Source organism: Salinicola endophyticus, from assembly GCF_003206575.1.
In the GTDB taxonomy this organism is placed as follows: Bacteria; Pseudomonadota; Gammaproteobacteria; order Pseudomonadales; family Halomonadaceae; genus Salinicola; species Salinicola endophyticus.
This window is the reverse complement of sequence record NZ_PZJO01000002.1, coordinates 129,054-152,595: the sequence shown is the minus strand read 5'-3', so window position 1 is coordinate 152,595 and position 23,542 is coordinate 129,054. Positions and strand designations below refer to the sequence as shown.

Below are 23,542 nucleotides of genomic sequence, written 5' to 3'. Positions count from 1 at the left end.
CCTTCCCATGATCGATAGGCCATATGACGTGTTGAGCTATGCGCTGCTGGTTCACGCCGCGCCCTACAGCGAGCAGGGCGCGCTCTCGGCGCTGCGTTTCGCCCAGGCGGCGGTGGCGCAGGGCCATCGGGTGTCGAGCGTGTTCTTCTATCGTGACGGCGTGCACAACGCTTCGATGCTGATGGCGCCGCCGCAGGACGAGGTCCACCTGGCCGAGGGCTGGCGATCACTGGCGCAGGAACATGGCACTGAGCTGCTGGTCTGCGTGGCGGCGGGTCTGCGTCGCGGTCTGATGAGCGCCGAGGAGAGTGCGCGTCACGGTCGCGAGGCGCACAACGTCGAGCCGCCGTTCGTGTTGACCGGGCTGGGGCAACTGGTCGATGCCATGCTGGGCAATGATCGCGTGATCACCTTTGCCCCCTGAGAGCCGATTCACGAGTGAGTGTCAGAGATTGAGTGTCAGAGTGAGTGCCATGACAGACGATGAAACGGCGCCAGCCGCCGACACCCAGCCGATATCGCTCGACCTGCTGGTCATACTGCGCCATCCGCCGCACGGCAGCAGTTGGCTGCGCGAGGGCGTCGATGTCGCCCTGGTGGCCGCGGCCTTCGGTCAAGCGGTCGGTCTGCTGTTCCAGGGAGATGGTGTCTTTGCCCTGGTCGAGGGCCAGGGGGCTGGGCCGCTAGGGCAGAAGGGGACCCATGCGCAGTTGGCGATGCTGGAGATGTACGACATCGAGCGGCTCTGGGTCAGCGCGAGCGCCCTGCGCGCCCGCGGCCTCACGCTGGCGGATCTTGCGCTACCGGCCTTGGCCCTGGAGGCCGATGAGATCGACCATCTTGTCCATGCGCAGCCACGCACGCTGCTCTTCTGAGCGAGGAGATTTCGATGATGCTGCATCTGCTCAACCGCTCGCCCCAGTTCGATGGCATCTACTGGGATCTGAGCGAGGCCTTCGGTGCCGAGGATCATCTGCTGCTGATCGAGGACGCCTGCTACGCCGCGCTGCCCGCGGCGGCAGCCAGCCTGGCGGCTTTCGGTGGGCGTGTCTCGGTGCTCTCTGAAGACGCCGCATCCCGCGGTCTGCTGGACCGACTGAGTGACGGCGTCACGGTGGTCGACATGGCTGGATTCGTCGCGTTGACGGCAACCTTTCCCCGTAGTTTGAGCTGGTTCTGATGACGACGATGGCACGCACGATAACGGTCGAAGGTCTCGAGATCGGTCTCGACCCCGAAGGATACCTGGTCTCCCTCGCCGACTGGACGCCGGCGGTGGCGGAAGCACTGGCGAGCGAGGAGGGGCGTGAACTGAGCGCGGCGCACTGGGAGGTGTTGACGCTGCTGCGCGACTTCTACCAACGCTACGAAGCGGCGCCGGCAATGCGTCCGCTGGTCAAGGTGGTGCGTCAGGCGCTGGGGGAGGAGAAGGGCAGCTCGATCTATCTGATGCGGCTGTTTCCGGAGAGCCCGGCGAAGGTGGGGGCGCGTCTGGCCGGCCTACCCAAGCCAACCAACTGCCTGTGACGCCGCATGAGCGAGCGTATATGAGCGCTAGCCGATGAACTTTCTCGCCCACGCCGAGCTTGCTCGCCACGGCAGCGACGACTTCCTGCGGGGCAATCTGATTGCCGATGGGGTCAAGGGCCAGCAGCTGGGAGACTGGCCGGCAGCGGTGGCCGAGGGTATTCGTCACCATCGACAGGTGGATGCCGCCATCGATCGCCATCCCGAGGTACTCGCCCTGCGTGCCAGCGCCCCGGCCGCACAGCGGCGTTTCGTGGGTATCGCACTGGATCTGGTGTGGGATCACTTCCTGGCTGCCCGCCATCACGATCGTCAACTGGTGGCGCGCTGTTACCGCGTACTGGGCGGCGCCCCGGCACCGGATCGGCTGGGGCGTCTGGTGCCGGCGATGATCGAAGGCGACTGGCTGGCGCGCTATGCCGATTTCGGTTTCACCTGCCGGGCCATCGCCGGCATCGGTAGCCGGCTCCGTGGTCCTAACCGGCTGGCCGAGTTGACCCCCTGGCTGGACGATGAGTACCCGCGACTCGAGGCGGCATTCGTGCGGCTGTGGCCGGAGATGCAGGCGCGCTTTTCTGGCTGAGCGCTCGTCGCCGTGTGTAAGTCGGGCGTTGTCCCAGATGTTCAGACGAATGCGGGTACCGGCGCGCCGAGCGGCTCGCCGGTTTTTCTCTCAAGTGGTGTCCGCGCTCGCGTCAGGCTTCCAGCCAGAGGCACTCGACGCGATCACCAGGAGAGATGTCGCTGTGGGGCGGAATTACCGCGAAGGCGTTGGTGGCCGCGCAGGAGGTGAGCACGGCGGAGCTCTGCTCCGGGTAGGCCCGGGCCACGATGCGCTCGCCCTCGAATGCCAGGGTGGCGCGCAGATAGTGGCGGCGCCCTTCGGTGCGGGTGCTGAAGTCCGCCTCGGCTGGCACCCGGGGCAGTTCCAGTTGATCCGTGCATCCCATCAATGCCCCCAACAGCGGGCGTAGATAGAGCCAGGCGCCGACGTAGCTGGAGACCGGGTTGCCCGGCAGGCCGACCACCCGCGTGGTGCCGATGGTCCCCAGTGCCAGCGGCTTGCCGGGGCGCATGGCCAGGCGCCATAGGGTCAACTGGCCGAGCTGCTCCAGGGCTGGCTTGACGTGATCCTCTTCGCCGACGCTGACGCCGCCGGTGGTGACGATCACGTCGGCCAGTGCGGCCGCCTCGGCGAGCCGGGCGCGGGTGGTGTCGAAGCTGTCTGCGACCCGCACTTGGGCCACCAGTTCGCCGCCGAAGCGGGCGACCAGGCTGGCCAGCATCGCCCCGTTGCTGTTGTAGATCTGCCCCGGCGCCAGCGGCTGCCCCGGTTCGACGATCTCGTCGCCGGTCAGCAGCAGTGCCACCCGCGGGCGCCTCACCACCGCGACCGTCTCCAGCCCCTGGCCGGCGAGCAGACCCAGGGCGGCGCCGCCCAGGCGGGTGCCTGCCGCGAGCAGGCGGCTGCCCACGCTGACGTCGAGCCCGCGGCGGCGCACGTTCTGGCCCGGCTGGGTCGGTGGTATGCGTGCCAGCCCATCCTCCAGCGTGACGTTCTCCTGGATTGCCACGCAGTCGGCGCCGGGCGGTATCTCGCTGCCGGTGAACAGCCGCGCGCAGGTGCCGGGTACCAGCGGCTGCGGCGCCTGGCCGGCAGCGATGCGCTGCGAGATCGTCAGTACGCCGCCGGAGTCGGAGCTGGCCAGGGCATAGCCATCCATGGCGCTGTTATCGGCGGGGGGCACATCGAGCGCCGCGGAAACGTCCTGCGCCAGCACACGGCCAGCCGCCTCGGCGCAGGCGATGCGCTCGGGCTCGAGCGGTGCCACGCCGTCGAGCAGGGCTTCCCGCGCGCGCTCCACGCTCTCGAGCGGGAGAGTGGTTTCAGCCATGCGTGTGGGTGCCTCGTTCCGGAATCACCAGATTGGCGAAGTTGCACGGGCGGTGGCGGCTGTCGAGCTGCTCGCCGAGAATCCGATCCCAACCGGTGCGGCAGGCGCCGGTGGAGCCGGGCAGGGCGAAGATCACGGTGTGATTGGCCAGACCGCCGAGACAGCGGCTCTGCACCGTGGAGCTGCCGATCTCCTCGAACGAGACCTGGCGGAACAGCTCGCCGAAACCTTCGATATGCTTGTCGAGCAGTGGCGCTATCGCCTCCGGGGTCGAATCGCGTCCGGTGAAGCCGGTGCCCCCGGTGGTCAGGATCACCTGCACGTCGGGGTCGGCGATCCAGTTGGCGACGACCGCCCGGATACGATAGACATCATCTGTCACGATACGCTTGTCGGCCAGGCGGTGGCCGGCCCCTTCGAGCCGCTCGACCAGAGTCTGGCCGGAGCGGTCGCTCTGCTCGTCACGGCTGTCGGAGACGGTCAGTACCGCGATCGATAGCGGGATCAGCGCCTCGCTCATGCGTCCGCTCCACCATTGGCCTTGCGCTGCTGGCGGGCCTCCAGGGCGGCCAGCTGCGCATCGCTGGCCGGCGCCTGGTGGTTGGCCTTCCACGCTGAGTAGGGCATGCCGTAGACGTATTCGCGCGCGGTTTCATAGTCGAGTGTCTCGCCGCGCTCTTCGGCGGCGGTCACCAGCCACTTGGAGAGGCAGTTGCGGCAGAAGTCGGCAAGGATCATCAGATCGATGTTCTGCACGTCCTTGTTGGCATCCAGGTGGCGCAGCAGGCGGCGGAAAGCGGCCGCCTCGAGTTCGGTACGCGTGGCGTCGTCGAGATGTTGCATCGGTAGTGGGCTCCTCGGATCGGGAAGATGGGGTCCATGGTCGGCATGGGCGGGTGAAGAAGGGGCCAGACAATCGGTGTCGCCTGACTAGTCACCTTCACCGGGCGTGCAGACCGACAGCACCACGGCATCGGTGTCGCTGGTGGAGACCAGCGCATGCCCCATGTCGCTATCGAAGTAGAGTGAATCACCGGTGGCCATGGCGAGTGGTTCGTAGAATTCGGTGTAGATCAGGATCTCCCCCTCCAGCACCATCAGGAACTCTTCGCCGGCGTGGCGCACCCACTCCTGGAATTCGTCGAAGCGGCGTGCCCGCACGATGGTCTTGAACGGCACCATGCGTTTCTGCGCCAGCTGCCAAGAGAGTAGCTCATGTTCGTAGGTGGGCGTGGGGTGCTGCTTGCCGTCGCCACTGGGGGTGAGATCGCGCCGCCCTCGGGCGTGGGAGCGTGACTTGGCCGGGGTCAGCAGTTGCGGGAGATCGATGCCCAGCCCGGTGATCAGCTTCTGTACCGCGCTGAAGGTGGGCGAGATCTGGTCGTTCTCGATCTTGGACAGGGTCGAGCGGGCCAGCCCCGTGCGCGCACTGACGTCGCCCAGGGTCCACTGATTGGAGAGGCGAATCTGCTTCAGCCGTTCACCCAGGCGCAGGGGCTCGACGAAGGGCTTGCGGCCCGAGGCGATGCGCAGCGCGGCATCCTGATCGTTGCTGGCGGCCATGAAAATCTCTGTCTGGGTCGGTGTGGACCCAGAATATCACAGCGCCGCGGGCCGGCTCTGCCACATGACGACGTTGCGCGTGACGAAAGCGTCGCGGGAGTGGCTGTCGGGCTAGCCAGGATAGGGCTGGCCGAGCAGGGCGGTGAGGTGCGCTTCGACACTCAGCGGCAGTGCCTTGGGGTGATAGCCGCCCTCGAGTACCGAGACCAACCGCCCCCCGGCATGGCGGCGGGCGACATCCATCGCCAGGTGGGTGATCCAGTAGAAGTCGCCGTGCTCCAGCGCCAGTTCACCCAGCGGATCGTCGCGATGGGCGTCGAAGCCGCTGGAGAGCAGCACCAGTTGTGGGTGATGGTGCTCCAGCGCCGGCAGCCAGTCACGCTCGATCGCCAGGCGGAAGTCGCGGCTGGCGGTGCCTGCCGGCAGCGGCGTATTGACCACGTTGGGCCAGTCGCCCTCGAGATAGCGCCAGGGGTAGAACGCCTCCTGGTAGCTGCTGCAGACCAGCACGCTCGGGTCGTCGTGGAAGATATCCAGGGTGCCATTGCCCTGGTGGACGTCGAAATCGAGGATGGCGATGCGCTCCAGACCGTGCACGGCCCGCGCATGCGCCGCGGCGACGGCGACGTTGTTGTAGAAGCAGAATCCCATCGCCAGTGCGCGTTCGGCGTGATGCCCGGGTGGGCGCACGGCACAGAAGACGTTGTCGGCGCGGTTGCCGCAGACCAGGTCGACTCCCTTGATCGCGGCACCGGCGGCGAGGGCTGCGGCCTCGAGTGTCCAGGGCCCCATGCGCGTGTCGTTATCCAGTGTCTGCAAGCCGTTTTGGGGACGCTGGCGCGCGAGCGTTTCCAGGTAGTCTGGTGTATGTACGCGGGCCAGTGCCAACTGACTCGCTGGCGGCGCCTCCGATTGCATCGTCTGCTGCAGCAGGCCGCTCAGCATCAGGCGCTTGCGGATCGCCTCGAGACGCACGGGAGCTTCCGGGTGCGAGTCGCCCATGTCGTGCCGAACGAGGTCAGGATGCGTGAGGTACGACGTGATCATCGGCGGTTTCGACCCTCCGGGGCGCTGGCGTACTGGGGCGGGGCCACCGCGCCCATGGGTTCGAGGCGGTATGGCTAAATCCCGACCGGGGCTCAACGCAGAGGCGCTGAGCGTGTAGGGTTGAAATAACCATAACCCGAGCCGTGAGGTCCACCGTGGCCACGCAATTCCTGCGTCGTTTTTTCGCGCCCCAGTCACTGGTCGTGATCGGAGCGTCCCCCAAGCCTGAGTCGCTGGGAGGAGTGGTATTGCGCAATCTGCTGGAAGGGCAGTTCGACAAGCCGCTCTGGGCGGTCAACCCGCGCGGTTATGCCGACGTGCATGGTGTCGAGTGCCTGCGCCGCATTGCCGATCTGCCACGCCCACCCGATCTGGCCGTGATCTGCTCGCCGCTACGCAGCCTACCCAAGGTGATCGATGACCTGAGTGCGATCGGCGTACGTGCCGCACTCATTCTATCCGGAGGCGCCTCGCTCGAAAGCGAGGCGCCTTTGCGTGGGCGCCTGCAAAAGGCGATCCGGCGTTCGGGCATGCGTGTTCTGGGGCCGGAGTGTCTGGGGGTGGCGGTGCCCTCCCGGCGGCTCAACGCCACCTATGCCGCGCAGCCGATCGCCGATGGCAGCGTCGCCTACCTGGGGCAGTCGGGCATGCTCGGCAATGCCATGATCGACTGGGCGGCGGGGCGCGAGGTGGGGTTCTCGCACCTGGTCACCCTCGGCGACAGCCTCGACGTGCGCCTGCCCGATGTCATCGACTATCTCAACCTCTCCAGCAAGTGCCGGGCGCTGCTCCTGCACCTGGAGAGCATTCGCAATGCGCGCCACTTCATGACCGCCCTGCGCGACGCCTCGCGCAACCGCCTGGTGCTGGCGATCAAGAGCGGGCGTACCCCCCAGGCCACCCTCGACAGTCTCCCGGAAACACCCGGGATCGAACGCCGTGATGCGGTGATCGAGGCCGCGCTGGCGCGAGCCGGGGTGGTCCGAGTGGAGGACTCCGATGAGCTGTTCGATGCGCTGGAGACCCTCTCCCGACTCAAGCCGCCGCGGGGTGATCGGCTGGCGATCGTCTCCAACGGCGTGGGGCCGGCGCTATTGGCGATCGACAAGCTGATCGATGGCGGTGGCCAGCTGGCGGAGTTCGGCGAGACCACGGTGACGGCGCTGCTCGAGGCGGGGCTCGACGTCAGCCGACCGGGGCGCAACCCGATAGACCTCGGTGGCTCGGCGACCCCTGCGGACTATCTGGCTGCGCTCGACATCGTTACCCGCGACGCTCAGGTGGATGCGGTGTTGGTGCTTCATGCGCCGACCCGGCTGGCCCCCGCGCAAGCTACCGCCGAGGCACTGATCGCCGCACGGGAGCGCTATCGCCACCGACTGCTGGTGAGTTGGATGGGGCTCAAGGAGGCGCTGGTGGCGCGGGCTGCCTTCAATCGCGCCGGGATTCCCAGCTACCTGTCGCCGGAGAAGGCGGTGCGTGCCTTCCTGCACCTGGTGCGCTACCGCCGGGTACAGGCGCTGCTGCACGAGACACCGCCCTCGCTGCCGTTCGACTCCGGCCCCGAGATCCGCAAGCGTTGCCATGCGCTGATCGAAGAGTCACTGCGGCGTGGGCGTGATCGCCTGACCCACGAGGAGACCGCCCAGGTACTCGCCGCCTACGGTATCGAGAGTGCGCCCAGTCGCTATGTGGCGGACTTCGAGGAGGCCGAGCGTGCCACCCAGGCGCTGCCGGGGCCGTGGGCGGTCAAGGTGGTGCATCGCGACAACTGCGAGCCATTTCGCTACTGGCGGGAAGCCTCGCGTCAGACCGGCTCACTGGCCCAGGATCTGGAGCAGCCCGGCAGTGTGGTCGACGCAGTGGTGCGGCTGGGCGAACGGATTGCCGAGACCCTGCCGCAGAGCCCCATCTACAGCTACTGTCTGCAGACCATGCAGCGCGGCAAGGGCTCATGGCAGTTGAGTGCCGGTATCACTCGCGACGCCGAGCTGGGCCCGGTCATCGTCTTCGGCAGCGGCGGCTACAAGATCGACGTGATGGCGGATCGTCAGATCGCGCTGCCGCCGCTCAACATGCGCCTGGCCGAGGAGCTGATCGATCGTACCCGCGCGGGTCGGCTGATTCGCGCCCACAGCGAGGATGCCGCGGCGGAGATCACTCAGGTCGCGCAGCTGCTGGTCAAGCTGTCGCAGATGGCGGCGGATCTGCCGCGGTTGAAGGGCCTCGAGCTCAACCCCTTGCTGCTCAACCGCGATGGGCTCACCGCGGTCGATTTCGCCCTCGATCTGGGCGAGCGTGCGGTGCAGGCGATCATGCCTTACCCCGAAGAGTTGCGCGAGACGGTGACGCTGGCGGGGGATGAGGTCGAGGTGCGACCGATCCGTGGCGAAGACGCGCCCTTGATCACCCAGTTCCATACCCGGCTCTCGGAGCAGAGCATTCGCTACCGCTATTTCCACCACAAGGCGGTGCTGTCGATGCGCGAGCTGGCCCAGCTCAGCCAGATCAATTACGACCGCCAGATGGCGTTCATTGCGATCCGGCGCGTGCCGGACGAAGCGGCCGAACCCGAGCAGGAGACACACCGGGAGGAGATGCTCGGCGTGGTCAGAGTCTGGAACGATCCCGACAATATCCGGACCGAATTCTCGATCATCGTGCGTGATGACCTCCACGGAATCGGGCTCGGGCGGCTACTGATGGAGAAGATGATTCGCTACAGCCGGCAGGTGGGCACCCTGGTCATGGTCGGCACCGTGCTGACCGACAATCTGCCCATGCGGCGTCTGCTCAAGCAGCTGGGGTTCACGCTCGTCACCAACCTGGAGGAGGGGGTGATCGAGGCGACGCTGAAGCTCAATACGCCGCAGAGCGAATGGCAGCGCCACCGTCTGGAGGCGGCGCTGGATTGACGTCGGTTGATTCCCGATCCATTGGGTCCATGCCGGCGCTGTTGCTACCGAGGAGGATACCGCAGACGAGGGGAGGGACCGAGCGCCACTGGATTGTGCGCCAGTAGAGATGACGCCTTGAATGAGTTTTCAATTACAAATCATCGTCGTTTGAAGGGTTTTCTATAATTTCGTATGATGCGACCGGGCCGAGCGCGTGTAAGCCATCAGAAACACTGCGTATCCAAAGCCATACAGTGTGTCTTCGACGGACTTTTGGTGACACTCGCGCGGGACCTTTTTGCTCAGCCACACCAGGCCACAAAATGACAAATGCACAGCAAACCAAGATTCAAGTTCGTAACTTGAGCAAGGTGTTTGGTAGCGACACCAAGAAAGCGCTCCAGCTACGTGACCAGGGACTCAACCGATCCCAGATTCTGGAGCAAACGGGGCAGACACTCGGCCTTTCCAACATCGATTTCGACGTCCGCGAGGGCGAGCTCCTGGTCATCATGGGGCTTTCGGGATCCGGTAAGTCCACCCTCATCCGCTGTCTCAACCGTCTCATCGAGCCCACCGAGGGCGACATCATCATCGACGGGGAGAACATTCCCCAACTGAGCGAGAAGGCACTGCTGCAGTGCCGTCGTCGGCACTTTTCGATGGTGTTCCAGAACTTTGCCCTCTTTCCCCACCGTACGGTTCGCATGAACGCCGAGTATGGGCTCGAGATTCGCGGCATACCCAAGGAAGAGCGGGCCAAGAAGGCGGCCGATGCGCTCAAGCAGGTCGGTCTCGAAGGGTGGGAGGACTCCTATCCCAACCAGCTATCGGGCGGTATGCAGCAGCGCGTCGGCCTGGCACGGGCGCTGGCCAACGACTCCAGCGTGCTGCTGATGGACGAAGCCTTTTCGGCACTGGACCCGCTGATTCGGCGTGACATGCAGCAGGAGCTGATCGAGCTGCAGCACCGCATGCAGAAGACCACCATCTTCATCACCCACGATCTCGACGAGGCGCTCAATATCGGCGATCGCATCATCCTGCTGCGCGATGGTGAAGTGGTGCAGATCGGCACCCCCGAAGAGATCCTCACCTCACCGGCCGACGACTACGTGGCGCGCTTCACCCAGGGGGTCGATAGATCGCGGGTGGTAACGGCACGTCGGGCGATGCGCCCGGTGAGGGCGACTGCCCGCGCCGAGGATGGCCCGCGGACCGTTCTGCGCAAGATGGTCGAGAGCAGTCTCGACTCGATCTATGTGATCGATCGTGAACGCAAGCTCCTCGGCATCATCGATGCCGAGCAGGCCGATGAAGCGGCCAAGGCCGGCGCAGAGTCCATTCGTGACCTGATCGATGACGACTATCCCTGTGTCGGACCGGACGAGTCGCTCTCCCGACTCTATTCGATGTTCACCAATCGGCACTGTCCGATCGCCGTGGTCGACGAGGAGAAGCGACTGCTCGGTGTAGTGGTCAAGGGCGCAGTACTCGAACAACTGGCGACGGCGGGAGAGGCATAAATGGACTTCGAGATTCCAAGAATTCCGCTCGGCAGTTGGATCGAGAGCGGGCTGAACTTTCTGACCACCGAGTTCTCCGGCGTGACGCGGGCCATCTCGCGGACCACCCAGGCGGGTATCAATCTGCTCAACGACGGTCTGATGTGGCTGCCGGAGTGGGCTTTGCTGGGGCTGATCGTGCTGCTGTGCTGGCGGCTAAGCGGGCACCGGCTCGCCATCGGTGGGGCGCTGGGTCTGGCGCTGATCTGGAACCTGGGCCTGTGGAACCCGATGATCCAGACGTTGACCCTGGTGGTGATCGCCACCCTGGTGGCGGTGGTGATCGCGCTGCCGCTGGGGATTCTGGCCGCGGTCTCTGATCGCTTCTATCGTGTGATCATGCCGATACTGGATTTCATGCAGACGATGCCCGCCTTCGTCTATCTGATTCCGGCGATTCCGTTCTTCGGCATCGGTTCGGTCTCCGGCATCTTCGCCACGGTGATCTTCGCGATGCCGCCGGCGATCCGCTTCACCACGCTGGGGATCCGCCAGGTGCCCACGGAGCTGGTTGAGGCTGCCGATGCCTTCGGCTCGACGCGGACCCAGAAGCTGGTCAAGGTGCAACTGCCGCTGTCGCTGCCGACGCTGATGGGTGGGATCAACCAGACCATCATGCTGTCGCTGTCGATGGTGGTGATCGCCGCCATGATCGGTGCCAACGGTCTGGGCAGCGAAGTGTGGCGAGCGATCCAGCGCCTGCGCCCGGGTGATGGCTTCGAGGCGGGGCTCGCGGTGGTCATCATGGCCATGCTGCTGGACCGTTTGACGCAATCCTTCCGCGGTCGCAAGCGGGCCAAATGACGGGGTGCCGCCGGCCCATCGCTGGCGGCGCTCCACTACCCGAGTTCGGCGCGTCGGCCCAGGTCGACGCGAATGCTGCCGCCCGCGGTAGCCTCGGGTCACGGCCTGGAGGTCGCGACCCGCGATCGGTACCGAGCGTTAGTACGTCAAGTCAGTACGTCAAGCCAAATCAAGCACAAGAAGGGGAAGTCGATGACACGCAATCTACTGTCGCAGTCGGTTCGTTACACCATGCTGGCCATGGCCGCAGGGATCAGCCTGGGTGCCGGTACCGCCCAGGCCGAGGAGAGCAAGGGCACGATCAACCTCGCCTACGTGGAGTGGGCTTCGGAAGTCGCCTCCACCAACGTGGTGCGCGCGGTGCTCGAGCAGGAGGGCTACAAGGTCAACATGGACTCGCTCTCCGCCGCGGTGATGTGGCAGGCGCTGGGTACCGGCGATGCCGACGCGATTGTCGCCGCCTGGTTGCCGACCACGCATGCTGACTATCTGTCGAAGGTGAAGGACGAGGTCGTGGATCTCGGCCCCAATCTCGACGGCACCAAGCTTGGGCTGGTGGTCCCCGAGTACACCTATGAGAAGGTCCCGTCGATCGCTGATCTCAACGCCAATGCGGATCTTTTCGATGACAAGATCGTAGGGATCGATCCGGGCGCCGGCCTGATGTCGATGACCGAGAAAGCGATGAAAGAGTACGGGATCGATGACCTCTCGCTGCAGTCGAGCAGCGGCGCGGCGATGACCTCGGCCCTGGCCAACGCGATCCAGAATCACCAGGACATCGTGGTCACCGGCTGGACCCCGCACTGGATGTTCGCGCGCTGGGATCTGAAGTACCTCGAGGATCCCAAGAAGGCCTACGGTGATGCCGAGCACATCGATACGGTCGTTCACAAGGGGCTCAAGGAGCGTATGCCGCAAGCCTACGCGATCCTCGACAACTTCTACTGGACGCCGGAGCAGATGGGCGAAGTGATGCTGATGAACCAGAAGCCGGGCAGCGACCCGTACGAGAATGCCAAGAAGTGGGTCAGCGAGCATCCTGACGTGGTCAAGAAGTGGACCGAGGGCACTGCCGAGTAAGTTATCGGCCAGGCCGCCGCGTCGGCCACCACCCCCCGGAACGAGAACGCCCGGTCGTGACGACCGGGCGTTTCTGTGTCTGTCCCCAGGGCTATCTCTCTCTATTCTTTTCTGTTTCCGTCTTTGCCTGGCCGGGTCATCGAACCCGGCCGGCATCGCCTCAAGGGGCCAGACGGGTACGGTGCCAGGTGACGTCGTGCTCATCGTGGCGTGAGTAGCGCACACGGTCGTGGAGACGGCTGCGCTGCCCCTGCCAGAACTCCATCGTGTGCGGCACCACGCGATAGCCACCCCAGTGCGGCGGGCGCTCGACCTCCTTGTCCGCATACACCTGCTCGAAACGGGCCAGACGCTCCTTGAGCCAGTCGCGTCCGGGGATCTCGACGCTCTGCTGGGAGACCCAGGCTGCCAACTGGCTCTTGCGCGGGCGGCTGGCGAAGTAGTCGTCCGAGCGTTCGGTGGCGACCTTCTCGACCCGCCCCTCGACGCGTACCTGGCGCTGCAGTTCCGGCCACCAGAACACCAGCGCGGCGTGGGCGACGTGGGCCAGCTCGTTGCCTTTCTGGCTCTGATAGTTGGTGTAGAACAGCAGGCCGTCCGGATCGACCCCCTTGAGCAGCACGACGCGCGCATGCGGGTAGCCGGCGCCGTCGATCGTGGCCAGGGTCATGGCATTGGCATCGAGCCCTTCGCTGGCGATCGCCTGTTCCAGCCAGTGGTCGAACAGGGCCATTGGGTCGTCGGGGGTGTGCTCGGGTGCCAGGGACTCGCCCTCGTAGTCGCGGCGCAGGCCGGACAGATCGCTCATGATGGTTCTCCGTTGGCGTGTCTTTGAATGTCATCATTGCAGCCCGGCGGCCGACGTCAAGCCGTTACTCATGCGGGCGGCATCATGCCGCGGCGGCGTGCAGCGCCAGGACTGCGCCGCAGGCAAACCAGCCACCTACAGCGTAGGCCAGATTCCAGCGCAGCATGTGCCGCACCTTGATGCCGTAACGTACACAGATCGCCAGGTTGCTGCCGGATAGAGGGCTGCTGCCGGTACCCAGCGCCCAGCTCATCAGAAACAGCATGCCGAGCAGCGTCGGGTCGGGATGCAGCGGTGCTACCAGGGGGGCCAGAGTGGCGATGCCGATCAGCGGATGCACGCCGGTGAAGGCGATGGCCACGATCAGCCCCAGGGCAAACCAGGCCTGCCAGTGGCCGAAGTGCGACAGCGGCAGGTCGAGCCCGTCGGGCAGGCTCGCCAGCAGTGCTGCCAGCCCGGTGGAGATGACCCCAGCGGCGAGAAACAGCGCGAACTGCGGTGCCAACCCTTGCAGCCCCTGAGTGAAATGGCGTCGCAGACGCGTACGGCGGTCGTTGCGCGGCATCAGCAGCAGGGCGAAGGGCGGTGCCACCAGGGCTATGATCAGCGGGATCGAGAGCGTCGGCCAGAGCAGGTGGAGAGCGATCACCGCAACCGCCAGCAGGCACGGCAGCAGCAGGGCGCTGCGCTCGATCGGGTAGCCTTGGAATGGCTCATCCAGGCGTGCCACGTCGGCCAGGTTGACCAGCAACAGCGCCGCACCGGCCAGCAGGCCCCAGGGCAACAGCGCCAGATAGTCGAGCCCGGGCGCATAGGTGAGTGCAACGCCCATGGCGACAAAGAAGGGTGACCAGGTCGCGGCGGCGGCGAAGCTGCGGCCGAGAATCGATGCCTGGGTGCGGTTGAGACGGCCATCGCGCTGCATGCGTTCGCCGAACAGGAACACCACCGACAGATTGATCGCGGCGCCGAACAGGTGCGCCCCCAGTAGCGTCCCCAGGCGGCTGCCGCTGCTCGCCTCACCACTACGCACGGTCGGAGTCGCCAGGGTCAGGAAGCTGACCCCGGCGAACATCATCAGCAGCGTCTGATTGGTGGTGAAGGCCTGCCATAGCGGGTACGGGGTGCCACGTAACAAGGCGACTGTCCACAGCAGTGCCCCGGCGGCCAGCAGCAGGCTTGCCTGGCGACGCGAGGCGCGTGGCAGGCCACGCAGCAGACGCAGGGTCGCCAGCCAGGCCAGGATTGCCGCCGGCCACAGCGGCCAGTCGAACAGGCTGGCGATCACGCTGAGCACCAGCATGGCCAGGATCAGCGCACCGGAGGGTCTCATGAAGGACGGCGTTGGCGCGGGCCCTGCCGGCGGAAGTAGCGGAAGGCGGAGACAGCCAGGGCCGCCGCGGCCAGCATCTCGGCGATCACCAGCGGCGAACTGCCGCCATTGGCCATGATCAGCCCGCCCTGGGCCAGATAGAGCAGCCCCACCGCGGTCAACCACAGATGGCCGCGCCGTCTGCGCAGCAGCAGCGTCGGCAGGAACAGCACCAGCGGCAGCGCCCGAACCACCAGGGCGGCGGCTTCGGCGTGGGCCTGTGAGTAGCGCCAGAGGCCGCCGACGATCAGTAGCGCCAGCAGCACCAGATAGGCCGCCCACACGCTGCGGCTTGCCTTGATCGAGGCCGCGGACGGGCCTTCGCCGTGGGGCTCGGCATCGGGTCGTTCACTCATCCACGCGCCTCCCGCATCCGTGCCAGACCCAGTGACAGCTCGGCGATCCGCCGGCCCTGGGCCCGCGCCAGGTGGCGCTCGTCGTCGTCGACCTCGCGGGAGCCATCGGCGCCGGCGACATGGCTGGTGCCATAGGGCGTGCCGCCACTACGGGTATGAATCAGGCGAGTCTCGCTGTAGGGCACGCCAGCATAGACCATGCCGTGGTGCAGCAGCGGAATCAGCATGGTCAGCAGCGTACTCTCCTGGCCACCGTGCAGGCTCGCGGTAGAGGTGAAGGCGGTGGCCGGGCGATCCACCAAGACACCGTTCATCCACAAACCGCTGGTGGTATCCAGAAAGTATTTGAGCGGTGCCGCCATATTGCCGAAGCGGGTAGGGCTACCGAGTGCCAGCCCGGCACACTGGCGTAGATCCTCCTCCTCGACGTAGATCGCCCCCTCATCGGGGATCTCCGGTGCGGTCGCTTCGCTGACCGGGGAGACCGCCGGGACAGTGCGCAGACGCGCCTCGATACCGGCCACGCTGTCGACGCCCTTGGCGATCTCATCGGCCAGGGTCCGGGTAGCGCCGTGGCGCGAATAGTAGAGAACCAGCACGTAGGGCATGTCGTTGCCCCGGGTCGCGGTATCAGAGCCCATCGGATCTCCTCAGAAGCGGGTAGCGTAGTGGGGTAGCGTCTTGGCATGACGCCAGGGGCCGGGCATCGAGTGGCGTTCAGATCAACTGCAGTACGGCTTGCGGAGGGCGCCCGATGACCGCGTACTCACCATCATCGACGATAGGGCGCTGCAGCAGCCGGGGATGGGCGGCGATGGCATCGAGAATTTGTGCCAGCGTGGGGTCGTCGATGCCCATCTGGCGCCACTCGGACTCATCACGGCGCAGCATCTGCGGCGCGTCGTCGCCCAGTCGACGCGCCAGCGAAGCGAGCTGTTCGCGATCGAGGGGATCATCCAGATAGCGGTGCAGGGTGACATTGATACGGCGTGATTCGAGCAGCGACAGTGCTTCGCGCGATTTGGAACAGCGCGGGTTGTGATAGAGCGTGAGCGTGGGCATGGCGCCTGCAGGTTCGGTCGAGGGAGAGAGTCTGCATTGTACTTTCGCCCCGGGCGAGGCTCAAACGAGAGACGTCTAGGGTGATCCTGTCACTACCAAATTTATACCGTTATCTAACATCTCTGATCATCGTCTCAAGGATCGATGAGTCTATAGATCCAGACGATGCTGCCATCCTCGAGCTTGACGCTTTCGCGTTGGTAGCGCACACCGACGCGCTCATAGCGATCGAGTGCGCGCAGCTCATCTGGTGTGACGCTGATGATCTCACCCTCTACTTGACCACCGTCGTCCGGGATCACATCGAGATCCTGTTTACGATAGCCAGCCAGGGTGGCAGGGCGGCTATCGCCGGCGCGACCGGTCACCAGCCAGCGAATCCCGCTATACCGCAGGGTGCCGTAGACGAAGACATCCTGTCGCGGAATGCGCGTATCCACCATCGCAGGCTCGGCGGGGTGGTAGCCGTAAGGACTCTTGTAGGTGTACCAGAACCAGCCGGCGGCAGTGACGAGCAGCACGAACAGCGCAATGAAGATCCATTTCAGCGTACGTAGCATGGGCGTATCGATGTTCCTGAGCTTGAAGTTAGGGCCAGTCGGCACGGTGATCGTGACGGCATGCCCTGGAGCATAGCGGTGCTTGCGCGATGGCGGGAGTCCGCAAGCGATGATTGAGGCAGTCGCTGATCCTCGTGCTAGCATTCGAAGAGGCTGATTCGTCTATCAGCCATGTGTCATCACGTCGCGTCACCACATCGCCCGCGGTGCGCGGTGCCCGAGCCGATCACAGGAGGAGCGCCATCATGAGTCATGCCACCAACGAGCATCAGGCCTTCCGACAAGCTTTGGGCAATGACGTTCGCCCGCTGACCAAGGGTGGCGACAAGGCCAGGGTAGAGCGGCGTCGCGGAACACCTTCGGAGGCACAGCTGGCTCGCCGCGAGAGCGCACAGCAGGGGCTCGCCGACGAGCGCGATTTCCTGTCCGACGAGTTCGTCGATCTGGTCGGTGCCCACGATCCGATCGAGTACCGCCGCGACGGTATTCAGATCGGCGTCCTCGAGCGCTTGCGTCATGGCGGTTACGCCGCCGAGGCGCGTCTGCATCTGCTGCGCATGCCGGTACTCGAGTGTCGCCGCGCCCTGTTCGGTTTTCTCAAGGATGCCTACGGCCACGACCTGCGCAGCGTACTGATCGTGCACGGGCGCTCCAGCGAGGACGACGGCCGTGCCAATGTCGTGCGCTCCTATCTCCATCACTGGCTGCAGCAGTTCGAGGAGGTGCAGGCGTTTGCCTCGGCGCCACCCCATCAGGGCGGGCTCGGCGCGACCTTCGTGATGCTGCGCAAGTCGGAGCGGGCCCGCGCCAACAACCGTGAAAGGCAGCAGAAGCGGCGCGGCTAGAGAGCGCGTGAGTCCGCGCCAAGCCCGGACAGAGGAGTAACGTACAGCCATAAAAAACCCCGGTGTGAACCGGGGTTTTTTCGTCGCTGAGCCGGGTTCACCCAGCTCGATGCTCACGCAGACGGCGGGCGAACAGCGGCTCGTGGAGATCCACCGCCGGCTGATAGCTGACGCTGAACGCCTTGAGCGCGCGCAGCGCCGCTTCGACATCCTGGTCCTCGCGCAGGGCCAGGGCATCGAAGCCACAGCGGCTCATGTAGTAGATCTGATCGATGAGCACATCCCCGATGGCGCGAATCTCGCCAGCGTAGCCGAAGCGTTCGCGCAGCAGCCGGGCAAGAGTATAGCCGCGGCCGTCGGTGAAAGCGGGGAAGTCGATCGCGACCAGCGCTGCCCGCTCGAGGGTGGCAACCAGCGCCGACGTCAGCTCGGTATCGCTGGGCAGCCAGGGCGCCAGCTCGCTGTCGTCGGTGTGCTCTTGCCACAGCGCCAGCGGCACGATCGCCGGACGGCTCTCGGGCAGGCTCTCCGCATCGCGGGACAGCACCCAGGTATCCTCGACCTGCTGCCCCAGCTTGATCAGCGGCACACGGGTAGTGACCACCTCGCGCGATTCGAGTGAGGTATCCGATTCAGGCATAGACCCGCTCCTTGAAAGCCTGGTGACCGACACGACGATAGGTATCGAGGAAGCGCTCGTCGTCGAGGCGCTTTTCGACGTAGACCTTCAGAACCTTGTCGATGACGTCCGGGACATCCTCGCGATAGAAGGAGGGGCCTAGGATCTTGCCCAACGATACGTCGTCGTCGGCGTTGCCGCCCAGCGAGATCTGATAGTACTCCTCGCCTTTCTTGTCGACGCCGAGGATGCCGATATTGCCGACATGGTGATGCCCGCAGGCGTTCATGCAGCCGGAAATGTTGAGATCGATCGGACCCAGGTCATACAGGAAATCGAGGTCCTCGAAGCGCTCCTGAATCGCCTGGGCGATAGGGATCGAGACCGCGTTGGCCAACGAGCAGAAGTCACCGCCCGGGCAGCAGATGATGTCGTTCAAGGTGCCCACGGTGGGGTTGGCCATGCCCAGGGCATCGAGCTGCTGCCACAGGGTCTCGATCTCATCCACCGGCACGTCGGAGAGCACCAGGTTCTGTTCGTGGGTAACGCGTAGCTCGCCGAAGCCGAAGCTCTCCGCGAGATCCGCCACCGCGTCCATCTGATCGGCGGTAATATCGCCCGGGGCCGCCTCGCGACGTTTCAGCGACAGCGTGACCGCCTTGTAGCCAGGTACCTTGTGATCCATCACGTTGTTGGTCACGAAACGGGCAAAGGCGCGATTTTCCTGGCGAAGTGCCTCGTAGGCGACGATCGCGGATTCGGCGACCGGGCGACGCGCCGGCTCGGGGAAGTGCGTCTTGGCTTCGTCCACCGCACCTTCGTTCAAGGTCTGCGGGCCATCCTTGAGATGCGCCCACTCGGCCTCGACGCGGCGGGTGAACTCCTCGACGCCCAGGGCCTTGACCAGGATCTTGATGCGGGCCTTGAACTTGTTGTCGCGGCGGCCGAACTGGTTGTAGACGCGCACGATCGCTTCGAGGTAAGTGAGCAGGTGCTGCCAGGGCAGATCCTCACGCACGACTTCCCCGATCATCGGTGTACGACCCATGCCGCCCCCGGCGAGCACACGCACGCGCAGCTCGCCGGCATCGTCGAGCCACAGGCGCAGGCCGATGTCATGGACGTGAATCGCCGCGCGATCGTCGGTGGCACCGGTCACCGCGATCTTGAACTTGCGCGGCAGGTAGGCGAACTCCGGGTGGAGGGTGGACCACTGCCGGATCAGTTCGCACCAGGGCCTTGGGTCGACCACTTCGTCCTTGGCGATCCCCGCGAACTGGTCGCTGGTGGTGTTGCGGATACAGTTGCCACTGGTCTGGATGGCGTGCATCTGCACCTTGGCCAGATCGGCCAGGATCTCGGGCACGTCTTCCAGCGCCGGCCAGTTGAGCTGCAGATTCTGGCGCGTGGTGAAGTGGCCATAGCCGCGGTCGTAGCGGCGGGTGATCGCCGCCAGGGCGCGCAGTTGCGCGCTGCTGAGCATACCGTAGGGGATGGCGATGCGCAGCATCGGCGCATGGCGCTGAATATAGAGACCATTCTGGAGTCGAACGGGACGGAACTCTTCTTCGCCCAGCTTACCGGCGAGGTAGCGATCCATCTGGTCGCGAAACTGGTCTACGCGCTCGTCGACGAGCGTCTGGTCATAGGCATCGTAGCGATACATCGGGCCGAATCCTGCTAGTCATGGATTGCCAACACGGGCACCTTAGCGCCTCTGTTTTATTCTACAAAAGAATAAATGATCATAATTTGTTGCTTAAGCGTTATTAGCCGCCGGGTCGCGCTCAGGAAGCCTGGGCGGCGGGCGCTACCGTGTCGTCTGGGTCATAGGAGAGCACCGGCGCCAGCCAGCGCTCCATCTCGGGCAGGGCAAGTCCCTTGCGCGCAGCCAGCGCCTCGACCTGATCGCGGCCGATCTTGCCGGTGGAGAAGTACTTCGAGGCCGGATGCGCGAAGTACCAACCGGAGACCGCCGCCGCGGGCCACATGGCGAAGCTGTCAGTCAGAGTGAGCCCGCTGTGCTCGGTGGCATCCAGCAGCCGGAACAGGGTCGCCTTCTCGGTATGATCGGGGCATGCCGGGTAGCCCGGGGCAGGGCGGATACCCTGATATTTCTCCGCGATCAGGGCGTCGTTGTCCAGCGTCTCCTCGGGCACATAGCCCCAGAACTCCTTGCGCACGCGTTCGTGCAGGCGCTCGGCGAAGGCCTCGGCGAGGCGGTCGGCCAGCGCCTGGACCAGGATCGCATTGTAGTCGTCGCCGGCCGCCTCATAGCGCTTGGCCAGCTCGTCCGCGCCATGGCCGGTGGTGACGGCGAACCCGCCGATCCAGTCGAGCTGATCGCGCTCCTGGCCATCCGCGTCGTAGCGCGGGGCAATGAAGTCGGCCAGGCTGTAGCAGAGCCCGTCACGCCCCTTGGTGCTCTGCTGGCGCACATGGTGTAGCCGTTCGACGATCTGCGAGCGCTGCGGGTCGGCATAGACCTCGATGACATCGTCATCGACGCTGTTGGCCGGCCATAGCCCGATCACCCCGCGGGCATGCAGATGCTTCTCGTCGATCAGCCGACGCAGCATCGCCTGGGCATCGCGGAACAGGTTGCGCGCGGCCTCGCCGACCACCTCGTCGTCGAGGATGCGCGGATACTTGCCCGCCAACTGCCAAGTCATGAAGAACGGCGTCCAGTCGATGCGCGGGACCAGCTCGTCGAGGTCGTAGTCGTCGAACACCGTCAGGCCGGGTTGCGCGGGCGTTACCGGCGCGAAGTTCTGCCAGTCCGCCTGGAATCGCCGCTGGCGCGCCTCGGCGTAGTCCAGATCGGCCGCCTTGGGCCGGCGCTTGGCGTTGCGCTCGCGCACCTGGTCGTACTCGCGCCGGATGTCGGCAACGTAGTCCGACTTGTGGGTGGGCGAGAGCAGGCGGCTGGCCACGCCCACCGCGCGCGAGGCGTCGCTGACGTAGATCACCGGCTCGGCATACTGCGGGGCGATCTTGACCGCGGTGTGCGCCTTGGAGGTGGTGGCACCGCCGATCAGCAGCGGCAGGGTGAAGCCCTGGCGCTGCATCTCCTTGGCCACGTGAACCATCTCGTCGAGTGAAGGGGTGATCAGCCCCGAGAGCCCGATGATGTCGGCGCCCTCGTCGCGAGCGGTCTTGAGTATCTTCTCGGTGGGGACCATCACGCCGAGATCGATCACCTCGTAGTTGTTGCACTGCAGCACCACGCCGACGATGTTCTTGCCGATATCGTGGACATCGCCCTTGACCGTGGCCATCACGATCTTGCCCTTGGACTGGCTCTCGCCGGACTTCTCCGCCTCGATATAGGGGATCAGATAGGCTACCGCCTGCTTCATGACGCGGGCCGACTTGACCACCTGGGGCAGGAACATCTTGCCGGCGCCAAAGAGATCGCCGACCACGTTCATGCCATCCATCAGCGGCCCCTCGATCACCTCGATGGGGCGCTCGGCCGCCGCCCGCGCGGCTTCGGTATCCTCTTCGATGTAGGCGGTGATGCCCTTGACCAGGGCGTGCTCGATGCGCTTGTCGACCGCCCAGCCGCGCCACTCGAGATCCTCCTTCTTCGGCCCACCGGTGGCGTCGCCACGATACTGCTCGGCGATCTCGAGCAGGCGCTCGGTGCCATCGCTGCGGCGGTTGAGCACGACATCCTCGACCGCCTCGCGCAGGGCCGTCGGGAGGTCGTCGTAGACCGCCAGCTGGCCGGCATTGACGATGCCCATGGTGAGGCCCGCCTTGACCGCGTGATAAAGGAAGACCGAGTGGATCGCCTCACGCACGGTATTGTTGCCGCGGAACGAGAACGACACGTTGGAGACGCCGCCCGAGATCATCGCGTGGGGCAGGTGGTCATGGATCCAGCGGGTGGCCTCGATGAAATCGACGGCGTAGTTGTCGTGCTCCTCGATCCCGGTGGCGATGGCGAAGATGTTGGGATCGAAGATGATGTCCTCGGCGGGGAAGCCGATGTCGTCCACCAGCAGCCGATAGGCGCGTTCACAGATCTCGGTCTTGCGCGTGAAGGTGTCGGCCTGGCCCTGCTCGTCGAACGCCATGACCACGATGGCGGCACCGTGACGCCGGCACTCGGTGGCCTGGTGGCGGAACGAGGCTTCGCCTTCCTTGAGCGAGATCGAGTTGACGATCGCCTTGCCCTGAATGCACTTGAGGCCGGCTTCGATGATCTCCCACTTGGAGGAGTCGACCATGATCGGCACCCGGGCGATGTCGGGCTCGCCGGCGATCAGGTTGAGGAAGCGCACCATCGCCTCCTGCGACTCCAGCATGCCCTCGTCCATGTTGATGTCGATCACCTGGGCACCGTTCTCGACCTGCTCCAGCGCCACTTCCAGGGCGGTGGTGTAATCCTCCTCCTGGATCAGGCGCTTGAAGCGCGCCGAGCCGGTGACGTTGGTGCGCTCGCCGACGTTGACGAACAGCGACTGCGCCTCGATGTTGAACGGTTCGAGGCCGGAGAGGCGACAGGCGGCAGGGCGCTCGGGGATGCGCCGCGGCGCCAGGCCGTCGACCGCCCGCCGGACCGCGGCGATATGCTCAGGCGTGGTGCCGCAGCAGCCGCCGATCACGTTGAGCATGCCGCTCTCGGCGAACTCGCGCACGATCGCGGCCATCTCCTCGGCGCTCTGGTCATACTCGCCGAACTCGTTGGGCAGGCCGGCATTGGGGTGAGCGGAGACGAAGGTGTCGGCCTTGTGGGAGAGCTCCTCGAGATAGGGGCGCAGCTCCTCCGCACCCAGGGCGCAGTTGAGCCCCACCGCCAGCGGTCGCGCGTGACGTACCGCGTTCCAGAACGCCTCGGTGGTCTGTCCCGACAGGGTGCGCCCGGAGGCATCGGTGATGGTGCCGGAGATCATCACCGGCAGCCGCTCGCCGCGGGCTTCGAACAGCGCCTCCAGGGCGTAGATCGCCGCCTTGGCGTTGAGGGTATCGAAGATGGTCTCGATCAGGATCAGATCGGCACCACCCTCGATCAGCGCGCTCGCGGCTTCGGTATAGTTGTCGCGCAGGGCGTCGAAGGTAACGTTACGCTTGGCTGGATCGTTGACATCGGGGGAGAGCGACGCCGTGCGCGAGGTCGGGCCGAGGACGCCGGCCACGTAACGCGGCACGCCGCTCTCGGCGGCCACCGCATCGCAGGCCTCACGGGCCAGGCGGGCAGCCTCGCGATTGAGTTCAGGCACCAGCGCCTCCATGCCGTAGTCCGACTGCGACAGCCGGGTGGCGTTGAAGGTGTTGGTCTCGACGATATCGGCGCCCGCTTCCAGATAGGCGCGATGGATCGCGCCGACCACAGCTGGTTGGGTCAAGGTCAGCAGGTCGTTGTTACCCTTGAGTTCACTGGGCCAGTCGGCGAAGCGCTCGCCGCGGAAATCGGCCTCGTCGAGGCGGTACTCCTGAAGCATGGTGCCCATGCCGCCGTCGAGAATCACGATGCGCGCGTCGAGGGTCTGGGTCAGGGTCTCGATCGACGGTCTGCGGTGAGCGGCCATGC

The 23,542-nt window shown here is 65.4% G+C and carries 24 protein-coding genes; 10 read left to right on the top strand and 14 right to left on the bottom strand.

Annotated elements, in window-relative coordinates; all coding sequences use genetic code 11:
• Window positions 1-31 precede the first annotated feature (31 nt).
• Genes tusD through DOM66_RS03300 form a run of 5 tightly spaced genes read left to right on the top strand, consistent with a single transcriptional unit; the run spans window position 32 to window position 2,110 of the window.
• Entirely contained in the window at window positions 32-424 is a 393-nt protein-coding gene (gene tusD / locus DOM66_RS03320; RefSeq protein ID WP_110678013.1) for a sulfurtransferase complex subunit TusD, read from the top strand.
• 49 nt (window positions 425-473) lie between these two features.
• Window positions 474-875, top strand: coding sequence for a sulfurtransferase complex subunit TusC (gene tusC, locus DOM66_RS03315; protein WP_110677726.1), 402 nt, complete (start codon window positions 474-476; stop codon window positions 873-875).
• 14 nt (window positions 876-889) lie between these two features.
• A complete protein-coding gene (gene tusB / locus DOM66_RS03310) occupies window positions 890-1,180 on the top strand; it encodes a sulfurtransferase complex subunit TusB (RefSeq protein ID WP_110689246.1) in 291 nt (96 codons plus the stop codon).
• Window positions 1,180-1,527, top strand: coding sequence for a TusE/DsrC/DsvC family sulfur relay protein (locus DOM66_RS03305; protein WP_110689245.1), 348 nt, complete (start codon window positions 1,180-1,182; stop codon window positions 1,525-1,527). The genes tusB and DOM66_RS03305 overlap by 1 nt, the downstream gene beginning before the upstream one ends.
• A 34-nt stretch (window positions 1,528-1,561) precedes the next feature.
• On the top strand, window positions 1,562-2,110 hold the full coding sequence (locus DOM66_RS03300; RefSeq protein ID WP_110689244.1) for an acyl carrier protein phosphodiesterase: 549 nt from the start codon (window positions 1,562-1,564) through the stop codon (window positions 2,108-2,110).
• 112 nt (window positions 2,111-2,222) lie between these two features.
• Here the strand turns inward: DOM66_RS03300 and DOM66_RS03295 are convergent, their stop codons facing one another.
• The 5 genes from DOM66_RS03295 to DOM66_RS03275 all read right to left on the bottom strand — a co-directional run bounded on the left by DOM66_RS03295 (window position 2,223) and on the right by DOM66_RS03275 (window position 6,032).
• A complete protein-coding gene (locus DOM66_RS03295; RefSeq protein WP_110689243.1) occupies window positions 2,223-3,422 on the bottom strand; it encodes a molybdopterin molybdotransferase MoeA in 1,200 nt (399 codons plus the stop codon).
• Window positions 3,415-3,942 carry a molybdenum cofactor biosynthesis protein B gene (gene moaB / locus DOM66_RS03290; protein ID WP_110689242.1) on the bottom strand — a complete coding sequence of 176 codons (528 nt, stop codon included), beginning with the start codon at window positions 3,940-3,942 and terminating at the stop codon, window positions 3,415-3,417. Before moaB ends, DOM66_RS03295 begins: the two co-directional genes overlap by 8 nt.
• Window positions 3,939-4,265, bottom strand: a complete 327-nt coding sequence (locus DOM66_RS03285) for a DUF1244 domain-containing protein (protein ID WP_110689241.1) — start codon at window positions 4,263-4,265, stop codon at window positions 3,939-3,941. Before DOM66_RS03285 ends, moaB begins: the two co-directional genes overlap by 4 nt.
• Before the next feature lie 87 nt (window positions 4,266-4,352).
• The gene (locus tag DOM66_RS03280; protein WP_110677741.1) at window positions 4,353-4,985 is read right to left on the bottom strand and encodes a helix-turn-helix domain-containing protein; all 633 of its coding nucleotides are present in this window, start codon (window positions 4,983-4,985) and stop codon (window positions 4,353-4,355) included.
• A gap of 111 nt (window positions 4,986-5,096) precedes the next feature.
• A complete protein-coding gene (locus tag DOM66_RS03275; RefSeq protein WP_110689240.1) occupies window positions 5,097-6,032 on the bottom strand; it encodes a histone deacetylase family protein in 936 nt (311 codons plus the stop codon).
• Between the two features lie 155 nt (window positions 6,033-6,187).
• On the opposite strand from DOM66_RS03275, the gene DOM66_RS03270 reads away from it, so the two are divergent.
• The 4 genes from DOM66_RS03270 to DOM66_RS03255 all read left to right on the top strand — a co-directional run bounded on the left by DOM66_RS03270 (window position 6,188) and on the right by DOM66_RS03255 (window position 12,381).
• The gene (locus DOM66_RS03270) at window positions 6,188-8,947 is read left to right on the top strand and encodes a bifunctional acetate--CoA ligase family protein/GNAT family N-acetyltransferase (RefSeq protein ID WP_110689239.1); all 2,760 of its coding nucleotides are present in this window, start codon (window positions 6,188-6,190) and stop codon (window positions 8,945-8,947) included.
• Window positions 8,948-9,252: 305 nt separating this feature from the next.
• Entirely contained in the window at window positions 9,253-10,455 is a 1,203-nt protein-coding gene (locus DOM66_RS03265; protein WP_110677746.1) for a quaternary amine ABC transporter ATP-binding protein, read from the top strand.
• Window positions 10,456-11,298, top strand: coding sequence for an ABC transporter permease (locus DOM66_RS03260; protein ID WP_110677748.1), 843 nt, complete (start codon window positions 10,456-10,458; stop codon window positions 11,296-11,298).
• A 192-nt stretch (window positions 11,299-11,490) separates the two neighbouring features.
• Window positions 11,491-12,381 (top strand): glycine betaine ABC transporter substrate-binding protein, encoded by an 891-nt coding sequence (locus tag DOM66_RS03255; protein WP_110677750.1) that lies wholly within the window; start codon window positions 11,491-11,493, stop codon window positions 12,379-12,381.
• A gap of 160 nt (window positions 12,382-12,541) precedes the next feature.
• Here DOM66_RS03255 and pdxH read toward each other — a convergent pair whose 3' ends face one another.
• The 6 genes from pdxH to DOM66_RS03225 all read right to left on the bottom strand — a co-directional run bounded on the left by pdxH (window position 12,542) and on the right by DOM66_RS03225 (window position 16,539).
• Window positions 12,542-13,192: a pyridoxamine 5'-phosphate oxidase gene (gene pdxH / locus DOM66_RS03250; RefSeq protein ID WP_110689238.1), complete on the bottom strand. Its 651-nt coding sequence runs from the start codon at window positions 13,190-13,192 to the stop codon at window positions 12,542-12,544.
• A 79-nt stretch (window positions 13,193-13,271) separates the two neighbouring features.
• Window positions 13,272-14,522, bottom strand: coding sequence for a hypothetical protein (locus tag DOM66_RS03245; protein ID WP_245392350.1), 1,251 nt, complete (start codon window positions 14,520-14,522; stop codon window positions 13,272-13,274).
• Window positions 14,519-14,917: a DUF2069 domain-containing protein gene (locus tag DOM66_RS03240; protein WP_110689236.1), complete on the bottom strand. Its 399-nt coding sequence runs from the start codon at window positions 14,915-14,917 to the stop codon at window positions 14,519-14,521. The genes DOM66_RS03245 and DOM66_RS03240 overlap by 4 nt, the downstream gene beginning before the upstream one ends.
• Window positions 14,914-15,558, bottom strand: coding sequence for an NAD(P)H:quinone oxidoreductase (wrbA, locus tag DOM66_RS03235; RefSeq protein WP_110689235.1), 645 nt, complete (start codon window positions 15,556-15,558; stop codon window positions 14,914-14,916). The genes DOM66_RS03240 and wrbA overlap by 4 nt, the downstream gene beginning before the upstream one ends.
• A gap of 76 nt (window positions 15,559-15,634) precedes the next feature.
• Window positions 15,635-15,979 (bottom strand): arsenate reductase (glutaredoxin), encoded by a 345-nt coding sequence (arsC, locus tag DOM66_RS03230; RefSeq protein ID WP_110677760.1) that lies wholly within the window; start codon window positions 15,977-15,979, stop codon window positions 15,635-15,637.
• A gap of 134 nt (window positions 15,980-16,113) precedes the next feature.
• Entirely contained in the window at window positions 16,114-16,539 is a 426-nt protein-coding gene (locus DOM66_RS03225) for a gamma-glutamylcyclotransferase family protein (RefSeq protein WP_157958973.1), read from the bottom strand.
• A gap of 245 nt (window positions 16,540-16,784) precedes the next feature.
• Here DOM66_RS03225 and smrA point away from each other — a divergent pair, with 245 nt between their 5' ends.
• A complete protein-coding gene (gene smrA, locus DOM66_RS03220) occupies window positions 16,785-17,384 on the top strand; it encodes a DNA endonuclease SmrA (protein WP_110677764.1) in 600 nt (199 codons plus the stop codon).
• A gap of 97 nt (window positions 17,385-17,481) precedes the next feature.
• On the opposite strand, the gene DOM66_RS03215 is transcribed toward smrA, so the two are convergent.
• The 3 genes from DOM66_RS03215 to metH form a co-directional block, all read right to left on the bottom strand.
• Window positions 17,482-18,024, bottom strand: coding sequence for a DUF934 domain-containing protein (locus DOM66_RS03215; RefSeq protein WP_110689233.1), 543 nt, complete (start codon window positions 18,022-18,024; stop codon window positions 17,482-17,484).
• Window positions 18,017-19,669, bottom strand: coding sequence for a nitrite/sulfite reductase (locus tag DOM66_RS03210; protein WP_110677768.1), 1,653 nt, complete (start codon window positions 19,667-19,669; stop codon window positions 18,017-18,019). The genes DOM66_RS03215 and DOM66_RS03210 overlap by 8 nt, the downstream gene beginning before the upstream one ends.
• 121 nt (window positions 19,670-19,790) lie before the next feature.
• Window positions 19,791-23,540 carry a methionine synthase gene (gene metH / locus DOM66_RS03205; RefSeq protein WP_110689232.1) on the bottom strand — a complete coding sequence of 1,250 codons (3,750 nt, stop codon included), beginning with the start codon at window positions 23,538-23,540 and terminating at the stop codon, window positions 19,791-19,793.
• Window positions 23,541-23,542 lie beyond the last annotated feature (2 nt).